General features: G+C 63.6%; 11 protein-coding genes and 8 pseudogenes. 9 read left to right on the top strand and 10 right to left on the bottom strand.

Going from position 1 to position 19,059, the window contains the following annotated elements; all coding sequences use genetic code 11:
- The first annotated feature begins 14 nt into the window (after positions 1-14).
- From ACVWWN_RS00490 to ACVWWN_RS00475, 4 genes are all read left to right on the top strand, one after another.
- Positions 15-1,217, top strand: a complete 1,203-nt coding sequence (locus ACVWWN_RS00490; protein ID WP_457142154.1) for a hypothetical protein — start codon at positions 15-17, stop codon at positions 1,215-1,217.
- Between the two features lie 454 nt (positions 1,218-1,671).
- Positions 1,672-1,797, top strand: a complete 126-nt coding sequence (locus ACVWWN_RS00485; RefSeq protein ID WP_457142153.1) for a tautomerase family protein — start codon at positions 1,672-1,674, stop codon at positions 1,795-1,797.
- 74 nt (positions 1,798-1,871) lie between these two features.
- A complete protein-coding gene (locus tag ACVWWN_RS00480) occupies positions 1,872-1,982 on the top strand; it encodes a hypothetical protein (RefSeq protein WP_457142385.1) in 111 nt (36 codons plus the stop codon).
- Between the two features lie 4 nt (positions 1,983-1,986).
- Positions 1,987-2,589 (top strand): helix-turn-helix domain-containing protein, encoded by a 603-nt coding sequence (locus tag ACVWWN_RS00475; RefSeq protein ID WP_457142152.1) that lies wholly within the window; start codon positions 1,987-1,989, stop codon positions 2,587-2,589.
- A gap of 52 nt (positions 2,590-2,641) precedes the next feature.
- Here the strand turns inward: ACVWWN_RS00475 and car are convergent.
- Positions 2,642-5,401: pseudogene (gene car / locus ACVWWN_RS00470) on the bottom strand (carboxylic acid reductase); the annotation flags it as partial.
- A gap of 349 nt (positions 5,402-5,750) precedes the next feature.
- Between car and ACVWWN_RS00465 the strand changes: the two are divergent.
- Positions 5,751-6,212, top strand: a pseudogene (locus ACVWWN_RS00465) (ATP dependent DNA ligase); the annotation flags it as partial.
- Between the two features lie 57 nt (positions 6,213-6,269).
- On the opposite strand, the pseudogene ACVWWN_RS00460 reads toward ACVWWN_RS00465, so the two are convergent.
- Positions 6,270-6,353, bottom strand: a pseudogene (locus ACVWWN_RS00460) (ribonuclease HI); the annotation flags it as partial.
- Between the two features lie 623 nt (positions 6,354-6,976).
- Complete coding sequence (locus ACVWWN_RS00455) at positions 6,977-7,243, bottom strand: transposase (protein WP_457142151.1); 267 nt, start codon at positions 7,241-7,243, stop codon at positions 6,977-6,979.
- A gap of 67 nt (positions 7,244-7,310) precedes the next feature.
- Here ACVWWN_RS00455 and ACVWWN_RS00450 point away from each other — a divergent pair.
- The 3 pseudogenes from ACVWWN_RS00450 to ACVWWN_RS00440 all read left to right on the top strand — a co-directional run.
- Positions 7,311-8,703 (top strand): annotated as a pseudogene (locus ACVWWN_RS00450) (IS30 family transposase).
- Positions 8,704-8,796: 93 nt separating this feature from the next.
- A pseudogene (locus ACVWWN_RS00445) lies at positions 8,797-9,305 on the top strand (IS30 family transposase); the annotation flags it as partial.
- Positions 9,306-9,315: 10 nt separating this feature from the next.
- A pseudogene (locus ACVWWN_RS00440) lies at positions 9,316-10,062 on the top strand (IS256 family transposase); the annotation flags it as partial.
- A 224-nt stretch (positions 10,063-10,286) separates the two neighbouring features.
- Here ACVWWN_RS00440 and ACVWWN_RS00435 read toward each other — a convergent pair.
- Positions 10,287-13,079 (bottom strand): helix-turn-helix transcriptional regulator, encoded by a 2,793-nt coding sequence (locus tag ACVWWN_RS00435; protein WP_457142150.1) that lies wholly within the window; start codon positions 13,077-13,079, stop codon positions 10,287-10,289.
- A gap of 547 nt (positions 13,080-13,626) precedes the next feature.
- Positions 13,627-13,706: pseudogene (locus ACVWWN_RS00430) on the bottom strand (sugar dehydrogenase); the annotation flags it as partial.
- A 125-nt stretch (positions 13,707-13,831) separates the two neighbouring features.
- On the opposite strand from ACVWWN_RS00430, the gene ACVWWN_RS00425 reads away from it, so the two are divergent.
- Positions 13,832-15,088: an IS30 family transposase gene (locus ACVWWN_RS00425; protein ID WP_457142149.1), complete on the top strand. Its 1,257-nt coding sequence runs from the start codon at positions 13,832-13,834 to the stop codon at positions 15,086-15,088.
- 83 nt (positions 15,089-15,171) lie between these two features.
- Here ACVWWN_RS00425 and ACVWWN_RS00420 read toward each other — a convergent pair whose 3' ends face one another.
- The 5 genes and pseudogenes from ACVWWN_RS00420 to ACVWWN_RS00400 form a co-directional block, all read right to left on the bottom strand.
- On the bottom strand, positions 15,172-15,717 hold the full coding sequence (locus ACVWWN_RS00420; protein ID WP_457142384.1) for a transposase: 546 nt from the start codon (positions 15,715-15,717) through the stop codon (positions 15,172-15,174).
- Between the two features lie 213 nt (positions 15,718-15,930).
- Positions 15,931-16,401 (bottom strand): annotated as a pseudogene (locus ACVWWN_RS00415) (IS110 family transposase); the annotation flags it as partial.
- Positions 16,402-18,258: 1,857 nt separating this feature from the next.
- Positions 18,259-18,408, bottom strand: a complete 150-nt coding sequence (locus tag ACVWWN_RS00410; protein ID WP_457142148.1) for a hypothetical protein — start codon at positions 18,406-18,408, stop codon at positions 18,259-18,261.
- A gap of 15 nt (positions 18,409-18,423) precedes the next feature.
- On the bottom strand, positions 18,424-18,675 hold the full coding sequence (locus ACVWWN_RS00405; protein ID WP_457142147.1) for a hypothetical protein: 252 nt from the start codon (positions 18,673-18,675) through the stop codon (positions 18,424-18,426).
- A 21-nt stretch (positions 18,676-18,696) separates the two neighbouring features.
- On the bottom strand, positions 18,697-19,056 hold the full coding sequence (locus ACVWWN_RS00400) for an ATP-dependent DNA ligase (protein ID WP_457142383.1): 360 nt from the start codon (positions 19,054-19,056) through the stop codon (positions 18,697-18,699).
- Between the last annotated feature and the right edge of the window lie 3 nt (positions 19,057-19,059).

The raw sequence follows: 19,059 nt of genomic DNA, 5'->3' as shown, positions 1-19,059 counted from the left end.
ATCGAGGAGTCCGTGTGGTTAGTGTATCGGCGCGTTCCTATGTGGCGGCTGGGTTGGTCACCGCGGTGGCGGGAGCGGTGGTGATCGGTCCCTTGGCAGCGCAGCGGCAGATTCATCTTCCGAATGTCTTATCGGCCAATGCCAAGCTGTCGAGTGCCGCGACGGCGCTGTCGAAAACCGAGATGGCAGTGGCGGATTTGGCAATCAACCCAGTGACCGACGTTGAAAAGGCCGGGCGGCAGAAGGCGCCGGGCGGTTCGGCGTCACCTGCTGCGGTGTCGGCGGCAACCGCTGCCGTCAGTGCACCGGACGCAAAGACGGCAACTGTTCACGCGCTGGCCACTGTTGCCCTTGCGGTGGATGCCGGCCCGAGCTCCCAGCATGTGGCGGGTGCTGCTGCGGTGCAACCGAATCCCGCAGCGTCGGCCGCGGGCGCGGGGGCCAGCCCATCGGCGCTTATCGCCGTCCCGCTCCTGGTGGCCGACATTGGGTTGGACATTACCTTTGCTCTCTTCGCCATCCCGAATAACCTGCTTTCCAACACCGGTGCGCTTGTTTTCCACCTGGTTACTCACCAGGGCGATTTCCAAGACGACCTGCGGGCTATCGCGAATGTCATTCCGCATGACCTAGGGCTCCTGGCATCTGACGTGTCGGCAGATATCCGGTCAATTGGAGCGGCGCTCGGCTTTGATGCCAATGGTTTTGGTGGCAACGCTATGGCTACGCTGGCTGCTGGTACCAGTACGGCGAGTCGTGTCGCCGGCGCAGGGTCCTTGGTCAACGTGGCACCGAAATCGGTAGAGAAGCCAGGTGCTGTCCACGCCAAACCGGATGTCAAGGGTGACACGACAAACGTCGAGGCCCCGCAACGTCACACCAACGAACCGGACACCACCAAGGGTGACACGAAAGCGGCTGACACCGCGAAGGCTAACGCTGCCAAGGGTGACACTGCCAAGAGTGAGACAACGAAGGCTGACACCGGCAAGGGTGACACTGCGAAGCCGAGTGCCCATTTAGCGTCGACGGGGTCTTCGAGGTCGACAGCGTCGAGTGCTCAGCACAGCACGGTCTCATCTGCGGCGAAGGGCCCCTCGACGCGGTCCGGCACGTCCGCGCGGACCCACCGCACGCCTGGAGCGTCTTCGCATGCGGGCGGTTCCGGTGCCAAGAATGGCAGCGGCGCGCATGGCGGCGGTAGGCACGGTAAGTAACCGACGGCTCTACGACACCCAGCCGGCCCGGAAACGGATCGCAGAGTACCCATAGGGGTGCATTGCAGGTGTTCGCAGCGTTGCTTCTTCGGGAGTGGTGTTTGCTGAATTATGCTGACCACCTGCATGACGGCTCTCTCCTGTCTGGTGCGCAAGTGTTGTGGCTTTGTGGCATGCCACCGGTGCGGGGTTTTCTAAGTCCCTCACCGGTGGCCTTGCCTGCTTGAGTTGACCGCGCCAACTGGACCCAGCACTTTTTGGTAGAAAATGAATTTCAAATTCTTCGATGAAGCGAAAGCCGTTCCGGCACGACCGGGACCACGAATCAAAGAGTAATGCATGCCCCTGTGCACATCTACAGCCCGGTTGGCGCGTACCGCGCCGAGGACAAGAAGGCCCTGCTGCTCTGCCGAGCGTCCATGTTGGTGCGGGCCCGCCGAGGTTCTATGTCAACGTGCTCTTCCACGAGATCGCCGAGGAGGACTTCTTGATCGGCGCCGAGCCGCGAAACAACTTCGTGCGCCTGGTCGGAGAGCACATCGCCCGACACCTACCGACTACCGAACTTCGCAAGCGGTGATGCAACTCATCGAAGCATAGATCGCTCTCCATGTGAGGGATCGCCGGTACGACTGGCAAATCCACATCGACGAAATGCCGTTCGACTTCTGGCAGGTGCAGGGTTTGGTGCCACCGACGCCTAAGTCCGAAGGCGAGACGCTGTGGGTTCGAGAAGACCGTCCCGTCCCGCACGAGAGAGTCTGACGCCATGAGCACCCCCACCATTCGACTTACGCCGACCAAGCCGTTCCGGCGGCGACTCCGCCGATCGGTGCGACTGTCTACGTGGGTCGCTGGCCAGATATCCCGGCCGTCGAAGCTCCGGGTTTCCCAAAGGGGAAGTTCTTACCGCACAACCATATCGACCTGTCCTCGGGGTATATGCGTCGCAGGTGGCGGGCGACCTGCTGAGCACTCCACCGTTGCGTGGGTCGCTCGGCGATCGGTTCCCATGGGGCCGGATTCTTGTCGATCCGCCGCAGGTGACGACGGGTGTTGCGCTGGAGTGACCAGCGGTGGGCTTCATGGGTCGCAACAGTTACTGCGACGGCCAGTATCAGCCCTCAGCTACAACAACCTATCGGCATGGCGAAGTCGTCAATTCGTGCCCGCGCTACATCGTTTGACTGTGCGCCAAATCAGCAATCGATATCAGCTCGAAGAAGAACCGATCACCATCGCCGACCTCCGCCGCAGGGGCCTGAGTATCCGGAGGATCGCCGTCCAACTCGGCCGGGTACCGTCGACGATATCGAGGGAGTGGACGAAACCGCCGTTGCCGGCTTCGCTGGACGGATGGTCGACATCGTGAACGACGTAGTCACGAGGGATGTGTCGTCGTCGTAGTGATGGTGGTTCGTGCACCCAACTCGAATGATGGCGTTGACTTCGCGGTGGTTACAGTAGTCCCTGTAGCCGCAGGTCGGTGTCTTCGGTCGCTGGTAATTGTGCAGCAGCGGGAGTAGCGAGGCTTGGCGCTGTCGCTCGGGTAGGGCTCGCAGCGCCGTCTTGAACCGCTGCAACCACGCGCCGTAGTGACCGGCGACGCGCTCGATTGGAGAGCCCGCTTCGATGAGCCAGTCGACGTACTCGTCGAGTCCGATACCGTCGTCGTACGGGTTCATCACGTGATAGGTCTGGAACCCATCGACGTGTGTGCCCAGGGTGGAGATCGCCTGGGCGATGAATTCGACGGGCAGCCCGTCGTAGTGTGCTCGCTGCCGGTTGCCGTCGGCTCCGAGTTCGTAGAACGAGATGGGCGCGATGCCGGTGGTCAGCAGGCTCAGCATCATGCGGGTGAACATGTCCGGCAGGTTGAGCTGTCCGGCGTAGGTGGTGTCGGCCAGGATCATGTCGCAGCGGAACACCGCGACGGGTAGGCCGTGGTGTTCGTTGGCCTCGCGCAGCAGCACCTCGCCGGCCCACTTGCTGTTGCCGTAGCCGTTTGCGTAGCTTTCGTCGACCGTTCGGGTGGCGCTGACGATCCTGATGTCTGCGTGCTCGGTGAACTTGCCTGGCTCGATGCCGTCGCCGACGCCGATCGTCGACAGATAGACGAACGGCTTCTTCTTCGTGGTCAGCGCGATGCGGATCAGCTCGGCCGTGCCGAGTGCGTTGGGGCCGAAGAGCTGGCTGTAGGGCAGGACGTGGTTGACCAACGCGGCGGGGTCGACGATCAGGTCGACTGTGTCGGCGAGCCGCTGCCAGGTGGCGTCGTCGAGGCCGAGGTTGGCTTCACCCTTGTCGCCGGCGAGGACCTCGAGGTGTTCTGCGGCCAAGGAACGGTAGTGCGCCAACAGCTTCGGGCCACCGCTGTCGAACGTGGCGTCCAGCCGGGCGCGTGCCGCAGCGTCGTCCTTGGCGCGGACCAGGCAGATGACCTTGCCGTCGACCAGGTCCATCCGCTCCAGCCACTCCAGCGCCAGGTAGCGGCCGAGGAAGCCGGTGGCGCCGGTGAGCAGCACCGTGCGCACCTCGGGGTTAGGGCCCGGCAGGGCCGCCGCAGCGGTAAGGGTTGCAGAGTCCAGGAACTTGTCCAGCGTCAGATCGCCGGCATGTACCTCGGTCGCGTCAGCGCCGTGAACGGATGCGTACGTCGGTCGCTTGCTGCCGCCCGCGCGTTGCGCCTCGACGTAGGCGGCGATGGCGGCCAGGTCGCTGGCCGGGCTGACAATGACGCCGACGGGCACGTCCACGTGGAAGATCTCGTTGAGCCGGTTGGCGAATGTCAACGCCGACAATGAGTCTCCGCCCAGGTCGGTGAACTGGGCGTCGGCCCGCACGTCGGAGGCGGCTGCACCGAGCAGTGCGCTGGCGGCCCGGCTGACGGTCTCGAGCACCGGGCGGTCGGCGCCGCTCTGCCGCATGGCGCGCAGTGCGCCCGCCTGGGCGTCGGACAGGTCGAGGTAGAGCTGTTCGAGCTCGGCGCCGTAGCGTTCCTTGAGCCGCGGCCAGGCCAGCTTCCCTATGCCGGTGAGCAATCCGTTCTCCATCGTGAACGGCGTTGTCTCGATCAGCAAGTCGCGTGGGATCTCGTAGGACTGCAGGTCCGCCGAGCGCGCCGCGACCTTGAGCGAGGCGCTGATGACGGGCTTCAGTTCGTCGGCGCCGTAACGGGACTGCGCGTCCTCGGTCGGCACCACGACGGCCAGCAGATAGGGCCGGGCACTGTTGCCGTAGATGAAGACCTGCGCAACCAGCGGGCTTTCGCCGAACACCACCTCCAGCCTCGAGACGGCGACGAACTCGCCCTGCGACAGCTTCAATACGTTGTTGCGGCGGTCGAGATACCTGAGTTGGTCCGGACCCACCTCGGCGACGATGTCGCCGGTGCGGTAGTACCCGTCGGCATCGAACACGTCCGCGGTGATCTCCGGTCGCATGTAGTAGCCCGGGAACATAGTCTCGGACTTGACCAGCAGCTCGCCCCTGGGATGGGGGCGGTCGGTGCGGAAGTAGCCGAGTTCGGGTACGTCGGCCAGCTTGTAGTCGATCACCGGCGGGCGTTGCACCTGCCCATTGACGAAGACCGGCCCGGCCTCGGTGGAGCCGTACCCGTCCGTCAAGCGCATGTCGACCAGCGATTCGATGAATGTCTTCATCTCCGAGGAGATGGGCGCCGAGCTCGTCATCGCCGAGACGACCCGCCCGCCGAGCACGTTCGTGCGCATGTCGGCCAACACGTCGGCCTCGACGGTCCGCCGGTCGGCGCCATCGGCGGATCGGCGGTCGACTTCGCTCTGGAACCGCTCGAACAGCATGTCCCAGATCCGCGGAACGAAACTCAACTTGGTGGGCCGCACCAAAGCCAGGTCTTCGAAGAACGTCGAAACATCCCCTTGCGCCACAAAATACGCCGTTCCGCCTGCGGCGAGGGTGATGTAGAGAACGCGACGTCCCATGATGTGGCTCATCGGCAGATAGTTCAGCGTGATATCGGGAAGCGCACCTGCACTGCTCACCGCCGACACGTTGGACCGACGCCAAAGATTGGTGATGACCCCCTTCACGGTATGCATGGCGCCCTTGGGGGAGCCGGTGCTACCCGCGCCTCGAGAAGGCAGCTGAAGGCCACGCTCGCAGGCAGCGGAGAACACCGCAGCCGGCGATGAGACCCAACGATCCCCGCCTCTCACCACGGGCCCGTTACTGCCGAAGTGCTACAGCGAGCAGTTCCACGCCGCCTCACGCGGCGCTTCTCGTGCCCATTGGATATCGTCGGTATCAATTTCTGTCGTGATCGTCACTGGGGTGAAGGGCTACTTGAGCGCCGGCGGCAGCGTGCAAGATAGTGACTCGGTGCCGCTTGCGGCGTGTCTAATAAATGGGGCAGCCACAGGGTGATGGCGCGTAGGACTGCTGCGCCGCGGTAGACGATAGCGAGTTTGTTGTAGCGGGTTGCCAGCCGCGCCATTGCTTGACCATTGAAGTTTCGTTCAACGACGTTGCGTCCTATGTAATCCTCGGCAGTACGCCCGTTTGCAGCGGTGGGAGGGCGTCGTGGCGAAGAAGCGCGACTCCACCTACCAGCCGGGGCGTCGGTCGACGTCGTGGATCAAGGACAAAATTTGGAACACCCAGGAAGTGGTGATCGGCGGCTGGCGGCACGGCGAGGGCGGCCGCTCCAGCGGGATCGGCGCGCTGGTGCTGGGCATCCCGGCCGGAGACCGTCTGCAGTTCGTGGGACGCGTGGGCACGGGCTTCACGGACAAGGAGTTGACGAGGCTTAAGAACATGCTGAAGCCGCTCGAAACCGACGAATCACCCTTTGACGCGCCACTTTCCACTCAGGACGCAAAGGGGGTCTCCTTCGTCCGTCCGAAACTGGTTGGTGAGGTCCGCTACAGCGAACGGACCCCCGATGACCACCTTCGCCATCCGAGTTGGCGAGGCTTGCGCCCGGACAAGGAACCCGACGAAGTCGTGTGGGAGTAGCTGCCTCCGAGGACCTGTGCGTGAGAAGCATCGATAACCTCCTGCCTGCGTCTGGCCGAGGACGTCAGCCAATTCGTTGTCAGCCACGCCCGAAGGTACCTTTCCCCAGAACCACTCGACCCGGTGACCCGCGCAACCAGCTCAAGGCTCGGCTCTGGCCTTTGGCGAATTCATGGGTTCGACTGCCCCTCATGGCTTTTGAGCCGGTTGCGGGGACGCCGTCGGTCTACAGCGTCCCCGCACCCTGCGCTTCGGCTGGCTATCCGCCTGCGCCTCCGCCTGCCCCACCACCGACGGGGGAGCATCTCCCGACGGTCCGTAGGCGCCGTTCTGCTGATTGGCCCCCGCCGGCCCGCGGCCGGCCACGTCGCCCGGCGATGCCGGGGGCAGGTTGGTGTTGCACACCGTGGCGGGCGGTCACGTGCCCAAGTCCGCAACCCACATCGACAACTCCGCCTTCGCTGCAAGCCATCATGAAGCGACTGCGGGCGCTCGGCATCAACCTCTAAGGCGCACGTAACACCGTCCTACAAACAAGCGATCTTGGTCAGCGGTTGGGGACTGTCTGAATAACGGTTGATCTGGTCTTGGTCTGACACGCCGGGCGTGAGCTTGGCGGGAAGGACTGATGATGTCCGAAACACTGAAATCCGTGGCGATCGATGTGGATCACAAGCAGCTCGCCGAGCAGTTGCTCGCGCAGGCCAAAGAACAAGGTGTGGAACTGGTAGGTGTGAGGTTCCCCCCGAAAAGTGGACAGGGGTTTATGCGGCTTGGGTGGCCGCGTGCAGTGATTGTTCGTAGGCGATGGGACTGAGCATTCCGATCACCGAATGACGCCTCTGAGTGTTATAGAAGTGCATCCACTTGTCAACCGCTGCAACGAGTTCCGCCTTAGTTGCGAAGGGGTGGCGGTAGTAGTACTCATGTTTGAACGTCGACCACAGCGATTCGGCACCGCTGTTGTCCCAGCAGATCCCGGTGGCACCCATCGAGCGACGCAGCCCGGCATCTGCGCAGGCCCGGGCCATTGCCCGCGCCGTGTATTGACCAGGTTCAACCGGTGGACGCAACACCTCAACGATGGAGGTGCTTTCGATGGCACGACCACCAGGCTGGGCGGCAGCATTGACGCGGCGGGCGGTGATGCTGTCACCGGGTCGGCCCCCGGCACGTCGGGATCTCGAACGCGTATTTTGGATGCAGATTGCGTGTGGGCTCACGAGCGAGGACGCGGCGGTCGAGTGCGGCGTGTCGGGTCCGGTGGGAACGCGTTGGTTCCGACACGCTGGCGGAATGCCGCCGATCCAGCTGGCCCCGGTGTCGGGGAGATATCTGTCCTTCTCCGAACGGGAGGACATCGCTGTCCTGCGAGCACAGGGAGTCAGCATGCGACAGATCGCGATACGGATTCGACGGTCACCGTCGACGATATCTCGGGAACTCCGCCGCAACGCCGCCACCCGGGGCGGGAAGCTCGAGTACCGGGCATCGACGGCGCAATGGAAGGCAGACCTCGCCGCGCGACGACCCAAAGCGGCGAAACTCGTTTTGCATCCACATCTTCGTGAGTACGTGCAGGACAAGCTGTCCGGTGTTCTGCGAGACGATAACGGAGACGCGGTGGGCCCGTTCGCGTCGTGGAAGGGCCGCAACAAGCCGCGGTGAGCCGATCGCCGGTGGGCGACCGCGTGGACCCCGCAGCAGATCTCCAACCGGCTACCCATCGAGTTCCCCGACGATGAGTCGATGCGGATCTCGCACGAAGCGATCTACCAATCCCTCTACATCGAGGGACGCGGGGCGCTGGAACGGGCGCTGGTGGCATGCTTGCGCACCGGCAGGGCACTGCGCAAGCCGCGGGGCCAGGGCGAAGAAGCTGCGCACCGGATTCATCACCGAGGAGGTAACGATTGGTGCCCGACCTGATGAAGTCGATGACCGGGCCATCGCCGGGCACTGGGAGGGTGATCTGATCATCGGCCTCAACCGCTCTGCGGTGGGCACCCTCGTCGAGCGGACCAGTCGCTTCACGACGCTGCTACATCGGCCGCGCAAGGACGGCTACGGTACCGCTCTGGCGGTCAAGAACGGACCGGCGCTCTCGGGGTACGGATCAGAATCCGTTCGCGATGCGCTCGCGGTTGCGTTGACACCGTTACCGAAGCATCTGCGCAGGTCAGTGACGTGGGACCGGGGTAAGGAACTGGCGCGTCATGCCGAATTGACTACGGCAGCCGGAATCAAAGTGTACTTCTGCGATCCCTACAGTCCGTGGCAACGAGGGACCAACGAGAACACCGATGGACTGCTGCGGCAATACTTTCCGAAGGGAACGGACCTCGCTCGGTACGATCGAAGAGAAGTTCAGGCCGTTGCCGATGCACTCAACAACCGGCCGCGCCAAACACTCGGGTGGAGAACACCGGCGGAAGTGCTTGCAAACCACCTACACTCAGGCTCACAACACGGTGTTGCGACGACCAGTTGAATCCGCCTTGGGTTCCGCGGTCGGAATGCATGATCGTGCCACCGACATGGCCGCCGCGCACCGCGACCGCCTGGGCCAACGCGTCGGTGACCAGCTCGGTCAGCATGTGACGGCCATTGGGAGGGAGACTTGATCATCGGCGCAGGGCACGCGCTCGGCGATCGCGACGCTGGTCGAACGCAAGACCCGAGTTAACAAGCTAGTCCGGCTTCCCGACAGCCATTCAGCGCAGTCCCGTCGCCGATGCATTAATTGCCGAATACTCGCGACTCCCAGCATCTTTACGTCGAACACTGACCTGGGACCAGGGCAACGAGATGTTCCAACATGCCCGTATCGAGGAAGCGACCGGGCTGCGGATCTACTTCGCCGACCCACACTCACCCTGGCAGCGAGGCACCAACGAGAACACCAATGGACTACTACGGCAATACTTCCCGAAAGGATCAGACTTGCATCACTGGACCAGTCAACAGCTCCACGACGTGGCCGCAGAACTAAACGACCGACCCAGAAAGACGCTCGCCGACCACACTCCTCATCAACTGATGAGACGATCACACCGCCAAGAACACACCAAACCGATTCGCATCGACCACTAAAATCCGCCCGGTGTATCCGGTGGTGTTCATCGACGCAATCTTCGTCAAGGTCCGCGATGGCCAGGTCACCAACCGGCCCATCTACGTCGCGATCGGGGTGACATGCGCCGGGCAGCGCGACATCCTCGGGCTGTGGGCCGGCGACGGTGGCGAGGGTGCGAAGTTCTGGCTCTCAGTGCTCACTGAGATCAAGAACCGCGGCACTGTCGATGTGTGCATCGTGGTCTGTGACGGCCTCAAAGGGCTGCCCGACGCGATCAATACGGTGTGGCCGCGGGCGGTGGTCCAGACGTGCGTGATTCATCTGCTGCGCAATACGTTTCGTTATGCGTCGCGCAAGTATTGGGACCAAATCGCCAGGGACATCCGCCCGGTGTACACCGCAGCTACTGAGGCGGCGGCCAAGGAACGCTTCATCGAGTTCACCGAGAAATGGGGTGCTCAGTATCCGGCGATCACCCAACTATGGGAGAACGCCTGGAGCGAGTTCGTGCCGTTCCTGGACTACGACGTCGAGATCCGCCGTGTCATCTGCAGCACCAATGCGATCGAATCACTGAATGCTCGCTATCGGCGGGCGATTCGGGCCCGCGGGCACTTCCCGACCGAACAGGCCGCGATGAAGTGTCTCTACCTGGTGACCCGATCCCTAGACCCCACCGGCCGCGGTAAGGCACGATGGGCAATGAGGTGGAAGCCCGCACTAAATGCGTTCGCGATCACCTTCAACGGCCGGATCACTCCGACTGGCAACTAACCAATGCCAAGATCAGAATCCACCGTTTATCTGACAGCCCCTCATCGACTCAGCGGAGATTCGCGAAAGGGGCGTGGCTCGCTGCCGCGGCGCTGATCGCAACTACTCTAGTTGCCCCTCGGCAGAGCACTGGGGGTCTCTGGCGCGAAATTCGCTGATGAGGCGTGCGTGGACCGTGGGCGGAGTCGCCGTATATCCGGTGGCCGTGATATTTGCCGGACTCGTCAATCCGAGCGGCGCATGACTTGCGTCAGCTGGGCCCGAGAGGTGATGCGGAGCTTGGCGAAGGCATTGTGTAGATGCGTTTTCACCGTGTGGGGGGAGATGTGTAGTTGCTGCGCGACGGAGCGGTTGGTCGCGCCCTGGGCGATGAGGTTGATGACCCCGAGTTCGGAGTCGGTGAGGCTGTCCCAGCCCGTTTTTGCCCGCGGGTGCGTGACGATGCGCCGTTCCACGCCTAATCGGCGCAGTGCGCGGCCGACGCGGCGGGCATCGGCGATCGCTTCATGCCGGGTGTAGGTGTCGAATGCGGCATTGAGTTGTTCGACCGCCTGGTCAGTGCGGCCGATGCGCGCGAGTTCGGCGCCCGCGTCCTCGGCGGCGCCGGCGTAAAGAAGCGGCCGCTCAGACGATTCAAGCAACCCCGCGGCAGCCACAAGCGCCTGCGCGTCACATTCCAGTATCCCGCGGGCATATCCGGCCACCGCCGCCAACAGCGGCACCACAGGCCGTTCACGCTCCAGCACCTCGCTAGCCTGCAAGACCCGCGCGCGCAAACCGGCATCACCGGCGGCCGAGGCCACCCGCGCACCCAAGATCAGCCGAACCAATGCATGGGGAAAAAGGGGTGTCCCCAGTAGGCTGATGTCGCCAAGCCAGCGGGCTGCTTCATGAACGTCGTCGCGATACCACGCCGCCCGCGCCAGCACATACGCTGATGCTCGACGTTGGCCGGGTGAACCGATCGGGTGGGCATCGCGTGCATCATTGGCCGTCTGCTGCAGCACGTTCCGGTCATCGGTGTGCGCGGCCACCTCGGCGAGGATCAGCATACGATGTACGTCGTGCTCGGTTGCGCTTGTCGGCTGTGGGGGCGGCAGGGAATCAGCCGCATCGCGAGCGGCCGATAGCCGCCCCGCCGCGAGATGGACCCACCCACTGTAGACTGCCCAGGTAGCGAGTGCCAGCGAGTTGCCTTCCCGGCCGGCTTGCCCTATGCCGTCGGCGACCCGGGCGGTCGCGTCGTCCAATCGCCCGATCACTGCCAGCATGTTTGCGTGGTACATCCCGGCATAGGCATGTGCCAACGCCGTGTCATTCGTGTAGGCGAGTCGGCGAAGCTGTTCGAGGCGGCCTAGTGCGCGGGCCGGGTACCCCTCACCAGAATCGAGCAAAGCGTGGGTGACTTCGGCCATGATGGTGGCCTCGAGATCACCGGTGGCTGCCGCGGCGGCGGCAGCTTCGTCGGCCACGGTGCGCCATTGCCCGCTTTTGTCCTGCAACACAAGGTTGTAGGCCAGCCACGCCAGATGCCGTGTCCGGGTGACCTCGCCGATACCGCTCAACTGCAGCGCTCGGCGGTTCTCCTCTACCCGCCAGGGGGTGCTGTGCTTGGTATGCGTCGGAAGCCGGAGGCGGATCTCAGCCTCGACTTCGGGCGAGGCCGCCCCCGCGAGCGCCACGACGGCCAACTCTTCGGCCTCGCCATAGCGGCTGGCCCGGTTGTGCCACTCCACCGTTTCGGCGACCAATGATCCGTAGTCATGGTGCACGGCGGGCAGTAGTTCCAGTGCGCGCTTGCTCAGGTCCGCGGCCGCGCTGGCATCGCTGTGGCCCACCGATTGAGCGGCCCGGCGCAGCGCATCGACTGCTTCCATGTCTCCGGGCTCGGCGCTGCGAGCGAGCTGAGTTGCGACCTCCTCGGGCGCCGCACCCAACCGCAGCATGACCGACGCCGACTGGCGCTCCATCGCCCGCCGCAATGACTGCGGCAGGGACTGCCGGGTGGCCTCGCGCAGCAAGTCATGCCGAAACCTCAACTGCTCACCATCGTCGACGAGCAGATCCGCACGCACCGCCTCCTCCAACGCCGACAGCAATGACACCGGCTGACGGTCCAGCATCGCGGCCAACAGTCCGGCCGAGAACCGGTCCGGCAGTACCGCGGCCACCCGCACCACCTCCGAGGCCTCGCCAGAAAGCAGGTCCAACCGCTGATGCATCGTGGCACCCAAACGCCGCGGCAACCCCTCCCCAGTCACCACCGCACGCCCATCGGCAACGTTTAGCCGGTCCTCCTCACACAACCCCCCAACAAGCTCGCTGACCAAAAACGGATTCCCGTGCGCCTTAGCGGCCAAATTCAGCAGCGACACATCAGCTTCCGCCCGCACTGCGTCTTGCACCATGTCAGCGACCGCATCCGCCGCGATAGCCCCCAACCGCACAAAAGTCGCGTTGGCCCGTTGCAACACCGACAAGGTCTCCTGCACCGCCGGCCCGCCGGCCCCGGTGCGCGCGGTCACCACCCACAGCACCGCCACATCCGGACGCACGGCCAGCGACCGCAGCGCCAACAACGTGGCGTTATCGGCCCAGTGAATGTCCTCCAACAGGATCACCAGCGGGGTCTGCGCGGCCGCCGCATAAATCGCGTCCGCCAGATCGTGCACCACCCAGTAGCGCAGATCCGCCGAACCGCCCAGCCTGCGCAGCGCCTCAACATCACCGACCGGGGGATCGGCGCGCAGCGTGGCCATGAACAGCGAGAAAAACGGCACCGTCTGCTGATACTCGAACGCCTCCCCGAGCAAGGTGCGCACCCCGCACTTGTCGGCCAGCGTCAACACCTCGGTGAGCAACCGACTCTTGCCGATGCCCGGCGGGCCCTCGATGACCAGTACACCCCCGCGCCCCTGAGCGACCGCCCCGATCAGCGCGCCGATCACCTGCAGCTCGCCCGCCCGGCCGCGAATCGGCGGTATACGCACCCGCCCCGAGGCCCTAGCGGTGCTCACGCGAACCGCCGCCCACCGACATGAAGTAGGCGGGTGGAAGATCCCCGATTTATGTCGTCCACAGTTCTCGCTGCCGCTAGCGCTGGCAGTTAGTGTAGGCGTCTTCCACGGTGCCCCGGTGAACGAGATGACCCCCATATGGCGGGGACGTGCAGTTTGGGCGATCATCGCTGCTCGGTAAGGCCCCTCTCCGACGCTGTGATCGCCGGGACCGTCGTCACGGGAGTGCTGCTCCGTCACACGGCGCGAGCTGACCCAAATGGACGACCTGTCGCGCGATGCAATTGTCCGGAGCCTGGAATGTCCCAGGCCAGCCTCTACGTTTCGTCGGCAATCCGACGGCGCGTTCGATCTCAGGAAATCCCGCCGATGCGGCACGACGGCGACCAACGGATTCGCCGGATCGTCGGGGTTCGTTGGGTGGGTCGGGGTGGGGGTTTTGTGGTGTTGGTTTGGCATGGATGGTTTTGGTTGTGTGAGGGGTGATTGTCATGCGCGCCGCGGTGTTTCGGGCCGATTCCGCTGGGGGCCGGGGACCTGCATGGGGTTAGTTGCGGCTGGCCATGAGCCGCCGTCGACGTTGAGAATGGCGCCGGTGACCCAGCTGGCCTGGTCGGAGAGCAGATAGACACGCCACGCGAGTCAGTTGTCAAGCAGCGGCTGGTTTGTGTCAACGGCAACTGAAATCTGACCATTTTTCGGCAAGGTGGTTTCTAGGGGCGGTCGCAACACTTCTCTAGATTCTGGAGGTTGTGTTGTCATCGTCGCGTCGCGTGAAGAAAGGCCCGGGCCGCCGGCCCCAATCGGCCAAGCGTCAGCGGTTTATGGAGCTACGTGCCCGGGGCTGGTCTATCTCGGCGGCGGGGCGGCAAGTCGAGGTGTCCCGTACCTCAGCAAACAACTGGGCGCGAGGTTACAAAACGTATCGGCGTGGCGAAGCCGTCGGATTCGTGCCCGCGCTTGATCGTTTGACTGTGCGCCAAATCAGCGATCGGTATTTGTCCGAACAAGAGCGGATCGACATAGCCGACTTACGCCGCTCGGGGCTCAGTATCCGGGGGATCGCCGCCGAGCTTGGCCGGGCTCCATCGACCATATCGAGGGAGTTGCGCCGCAACAGCCGCCGCGACGGCACCTACCGGCCGTTTGAAGCTCACGGCTGGGCAGTCCACCGCAGAGCGCGTCGTCATCGGCGGCGGATCGACAACAACCCCGTCCTATGCGAACGGATCGCCGAGCTGCTCGCCCAACGTTGGAGCCCGCAACAGATCGCTCGGCATCTGCGGCGCAAGTACGCCGAGGATCAGTCGATGTGGTTGTGCCACGAAAGTATCTATCAAGCGGTCTACCAGCCCCAATCACGCTTGATTCGCTCGCCGCAGGTCAGGTCACCACACCGCGGCCCGTTGCGCACGGGCCGAAGTCATCGCCGCGCTCACCAGCGCCCTGGCCGGCGTCGTCCGCGGTTCGCCCATCCGATGTTGTCGATCCATCAGTGGCCATTCGATCCGGCCGACCGCGGCCAGCCAGGCCACTGGGAGGGTGACCTCATCGTCGGCAAGAATCAACGCTCGGTGATCGGCACCCTCGTCGAGCGGCAGACCCGCATGATCCGGCTGATGCACCTTCCCACTCGCGACGCCGATACCTTGCGCATCGCGATTTCCACGACCATGAGCGGGTTGCCCACCACATTGATCCGATCGATCACCTGGGATCAGGGCATCGAAATGGCAAGCCACACCGACATCACCGCAGACCTGGGCGTAGCGGTCGACTTCTGCGACTCCCGCTCACCCTGGCAGCGTGGCAGCAACGAGAACGCTAACGGTTTGCTGCGACAGTACTTCCCGAAAGGCACCAGCCTGAACACCTACACACCCGACCACCTACGCGCTGTCGAATACGAGATCAACAACAGGCCCCGCCGCGTCCTCGGAGACCGCACTCCCACTGAACTTTTCACCGCGCTGCTAACCTCACCAGACCATCAACTGTTGCGACGTTGACTAGAACCCACCTTGCCGCGCAGTGGTCAGACACCCGATGGTAGTAAGGGCGCAACCTCAGGCGTCACCGCGCTGGTGACGTCTTACGCAGCGGCTGAGGTGCTCGGGACAGCGAATGCCTTGTATGGGTCGTAATTTTGACCAGTCGCAAGGCAGTGGTGTAGCTGACTGAGGAATCGGTTGAACAGGTTGCGTAGCGCCGCGGGATGGCCATCACCGGCAGCGCGGCGGCGGTCGTAGTGGGACCGGGCCTCAGGGGAGGCGGTGAGCGCGGCGAAGGCCCAGACGTATCCGGCGGCGGCCAGACGCTGATTCTTGATCCTGCGTTGCATGACCACGATGCTCTTTCCGGAGGCTCGGGTGACTGGAGCCGAGCCGGCGTAGGCACGAAGATTTCGAGCCTCGGCGAATCGGGACCGGTCATCACCGATCTCGGCCAGGATCCTGGCACCGGTCAGTGTTCCCACGCCGGGGAAGCTGATGAGGATCGCTGCGTCGGGGTGTTCGGTGAAGATCTCTTCGGTTGCCGCGGCGAGATGCTCGGCGGCTCGGCAGGCGGCGTCGAGTTGCAGGACCAATGCTCGGGCCTGTTCGCCGAAGGCGGCTTCCACGCGGGGCAGCTGGCGCATCTGCTCGGCGGCGAAAGCGGTGTGCAGTTGATCGACCCGTGCTTCGATGTTGCGCTGGCGGCCAGCGGCGATGAGCAGTCGGCGCAATCGTGCTTTGGTGAGTTTGGCGGCCAATGCCGGGGTGGGTGCGGCGGCCAGGATGGTGCGCGCCTCGGCAGAGGCAAGTCCTGATCTCGAGTCCTTGAAGGCTTCGATTGCCGCTGGAAAGTATTCTCTCAGAACGGATCTGAACTGGTTGGCGATCTGCTGCCGGTTCCACACGGCGTCCTGGCCGCCACGAGCGAGCACTGCGATCGACTGGACCAGCTCGCTATCTGACGGCAACAGCCGATGAACGTCGGCATCGGTGCGCAAGATGTTGGCCAGCACGACGGCATCGGCGTGATCCGATTTCGCTCGCCACGGTGTGACGCTCTCGATAGCGTGACACCGCCAGCGGATTGATTGCATACATCGGTCGGCCCGTCGCCCGCACAGACGCTACTAACAACCCACGACTGGTTTCGATGCTACCGGGATTGGGTTGGTGGCGTTGTCACCGTGTTCGGCCAGCAGCGTCAACAAGGTCGCCAAACCGGCAGCGTCATCACCAATGTGGCATTTGGCCACCAGCTTGCCGCGCTCGTTGATCAGTGCGACATCGTGGTGGTTTTCGGCCCAATCGATCCCGCAGAACACCTTCATCGAATGCCCCTTTCTCTGTCGTTTTCGGTCATCGAACCGAGTTGGGGCATGCGCCTCACTAATGGAAGGACTCGTCGGTCCGACACCCGATCAGCCGTTCATGACCCCAGCGCACCGCAGGGGCCTCGGCCTTCCACCTCAGCGGTCCAAGAATGGCCGCGCGTCATGAGAAGAGATGGTCCCTGCGGCTGGCTCGACTCAGGAATCGTCCGACCCAGACACCCAGCGCCAGCGCCGACACGCCGACACGCACGCCATCCGTCTGACGCAAGACCGCCGCGCCGGTCTGACCAAAGACGTCCAGCGCCTGTATTCAGTTGGGCGTCGACGGTCTTGCAGCACCATTAGTATTCAGTTGCCGCCGACAGTTTGGACGTGTTGGTGAGGTCGGGCCAGGCGCCTTGTTCGTCCCAGGGCTGGTTGTTGGCCAGGCACTACCACAGGCGTCCCAGGAGCTTGTTCGCGAGGTTGCGCAGGGCGGCGTTGTGGCCATCGCCGGCGGCGCGGCGTTTGTCGTAGCAGGCGCGGGCCCCGGCTGACTTGGTGAGTGTCGCGAATGCCCACCAGTGGCAGGCGTCGCCGAGGCGTTTGTTGCGGATTTTGCGGGCCTTGACGTAGTCCGAAAGCCCGGAACCGATAGTGACCGGTGCGGTGCCGCGAATGCGCGAAGGCCGCCCGCGTCATCGAACCGCGTTGGATAGTCTCCGATTCGGCGAGCATGTGGGCGGCGAGGACCGGGGCAAGTCCCGGCGCCGAGCGCAGGATCACTGCTTGCGGTGAGTACGCTAGGCGTGCAAGGCCGGGGGTTAGCGGATCTATTTCGTCACCGTGACGAAATGCCGCCGTGCAACTCCTTACCCAATTTCGCGAAGTCACAACGTGGCGAGCGCGTTTGGGCGGATAGCATAGGCGCAGTGGCTGAATTGGTGTACGCAGTCAGCGGCCGGTGGTGGATCAACGGCTCGTCGCAATGTCCCGGGCCGAGACGTATGTAGCCGACAAATTACGCTGCTGCACAACAACATTCGCGCGCCGATAACATACCTTATGTCAGCTTGTGGCTCTAATTTGCTGTCCCCCATAATGTTCGGCCGATGCGGTGGTGCGGCCACCGGAGGTTCAAGATCGAATACACCAAGTGCCACTCCCCCGGCGGGGGACTGGTGCCGCTAAGAACGACTCGGTGTGTCGGATAAGAAACCGCCGGCCTGGCTCCGCTGAGCATGGCTGGTCGCAGAAGTGGGCGAGAGCGACCCGACGCACCCAGTCGATCAGCTCATTAACTACGACGACGGCGACAGCCCGATCCGCGTGAGGAATCGTGAAGCTCCACGATTCGGAGAATGGCGCCGTTTAGACCAGTAGGTAGGCCGATGGCCGAGCACTTGCGCTTCGTACGGGGCAATGTCGCCCCCTGGTCATAACCTCGCTGACATGTATCTGCAGAGTCGGACCAAGCGGTGGTTACAGGTATTGCGCACCACACAGGTGGAACTAGCGCAGGGGCGGGAATCGATCGAGATGTTCCTCGCCAACGCACACAGGCCAGGCGTCAGGCAGATTAGCGAGCGAGACAAGAGAATCACAGTCGTCTTGCCGCTCGACCAAATCGCGCTGACTCATGAGAGCCAGCCACTCACGCCAGGTACTTGGCTCGCTGAAACCCTAAGCGGAGTGATTGCCGCGGCCACTGACATCACGTATGGCGATGGCTTCATCGATAGCGTCACGGCGTTGCTATCCGCTATCGAACAGGCCATACCGGCGCTCGAGGCACAAGAGACGGAACCCGACTCGTCCGTCGACGAGATCGTCGCTGACCTCGAACGCGCGCTGCTCGTGTCCCTGGTGGTCACGCTAACCGCGCACGGAACAATCCTTCCGAAGGAAGGCGAGTGGACGAGCCAGCATCAGCGCTTTCTGAACGGCCACCGTGACGACCTCGGCCATTACCTCGAGGTCGCCACGCTTCGCTTCGTCGACGAATCGGCCCCCGGCCGCGTCCACATGCAACACCTTGTGTCAGCGTCTGACGCCGGGATGACCACTTTCGCTGCCGGTGCCGCCGGCGTTGCCAGTGTCGACCACCATCCGGAGATACTCGCCGTCTCGTATGCGCAGTGGTTCGCGTACATCTTCGCAATTTGGGAAGAGCAGTTCCGCGGCAGGTTGGCGGAGTTCTGGGATGACCAGTGGGACAGTAAGATTCGCCGTAGCGACATACTGGTCGACTACTTCGGTGACATCAGACTGATCCGGAATGACTTCGTCCACAACAAGGGAATATGTGATGAGTCAGCAAACGCCGTTACCGTCGAGGTACAACACGTCGAAGACGAAAAAAATCGAGGGAACTCCCGCCACCAGCCGCGCCTGTGGCCGGGTGCTGCGCATGCGTCGCTGGATGAGCTCGAACGACGGCCGAGCCCTTCGGTCGAGGGCGACAACCTCGCCATCGAGGATCGCTGTGCGGCCCGCGAGTGCCTCAACCAAGCCGCCGGTGATCTCCGGAAAGCATCCCGTGAGGTTGGTGGCGTGCCGGCTGAACAGCTCGGCGGTGCCGTCAACCCGCGCAAGCGCGCGGACGCCATCCCACTTCGCCTCGAACACATACGCGCTTGAGTCCTTGGGCAGCGTCGCCGCCGTTGCCAGCATCGG

The organism is Mycobacterium sp. URHB0021 (assembly GCF_054057895.1).
This window is presented reverse-complemented; position numbering and strand designations above follow the sequence as displayed.

What these genes read in the sequence shown, in the direction of transcription:
- ACVWWN_RS00480 (WP_457142385.1), top strand. Translation starts at nt 1,872, where the DNA reads ATGCCGTTCGACTTCTGGCAGGTGCAGGGTTTGGTGCCACCGACGCCT.
- ACVWWN_RS00475 (WP_457142152.1), top strand. Translation starts at nt 1,987, where the DNA reads ATGAGCACCCCCACCATTCGACTTACGCCGACCAAGCCGTTCCGGCGG.
- ACVWWN_RS00455 (WP_457142151.1), bottom strand. Translation starts at nt 7,243, where the DNA reads ATGGCCCGGGCCTGCGCAGATGCCGGGCTGCGTCGCTCGATGGGTGCC.
- ACVWWN_RS00420 (WP_457142384.1), bottom strand. Translation starts at nt 15,717, where the DNA reads ATGCGCCAGCTGCCCCGCGTGGAAGCCGCCTTCGGCGAACAGGCCCGA.
- ACVWWN_RS00400 (WP_457142383.1), bottom strand. Translation starts at nt 19,056, where the DNA reads ATGCTGGCAACGGCGGCGACGCTGCCCAAGGACTCAAGCGCGTATGTG.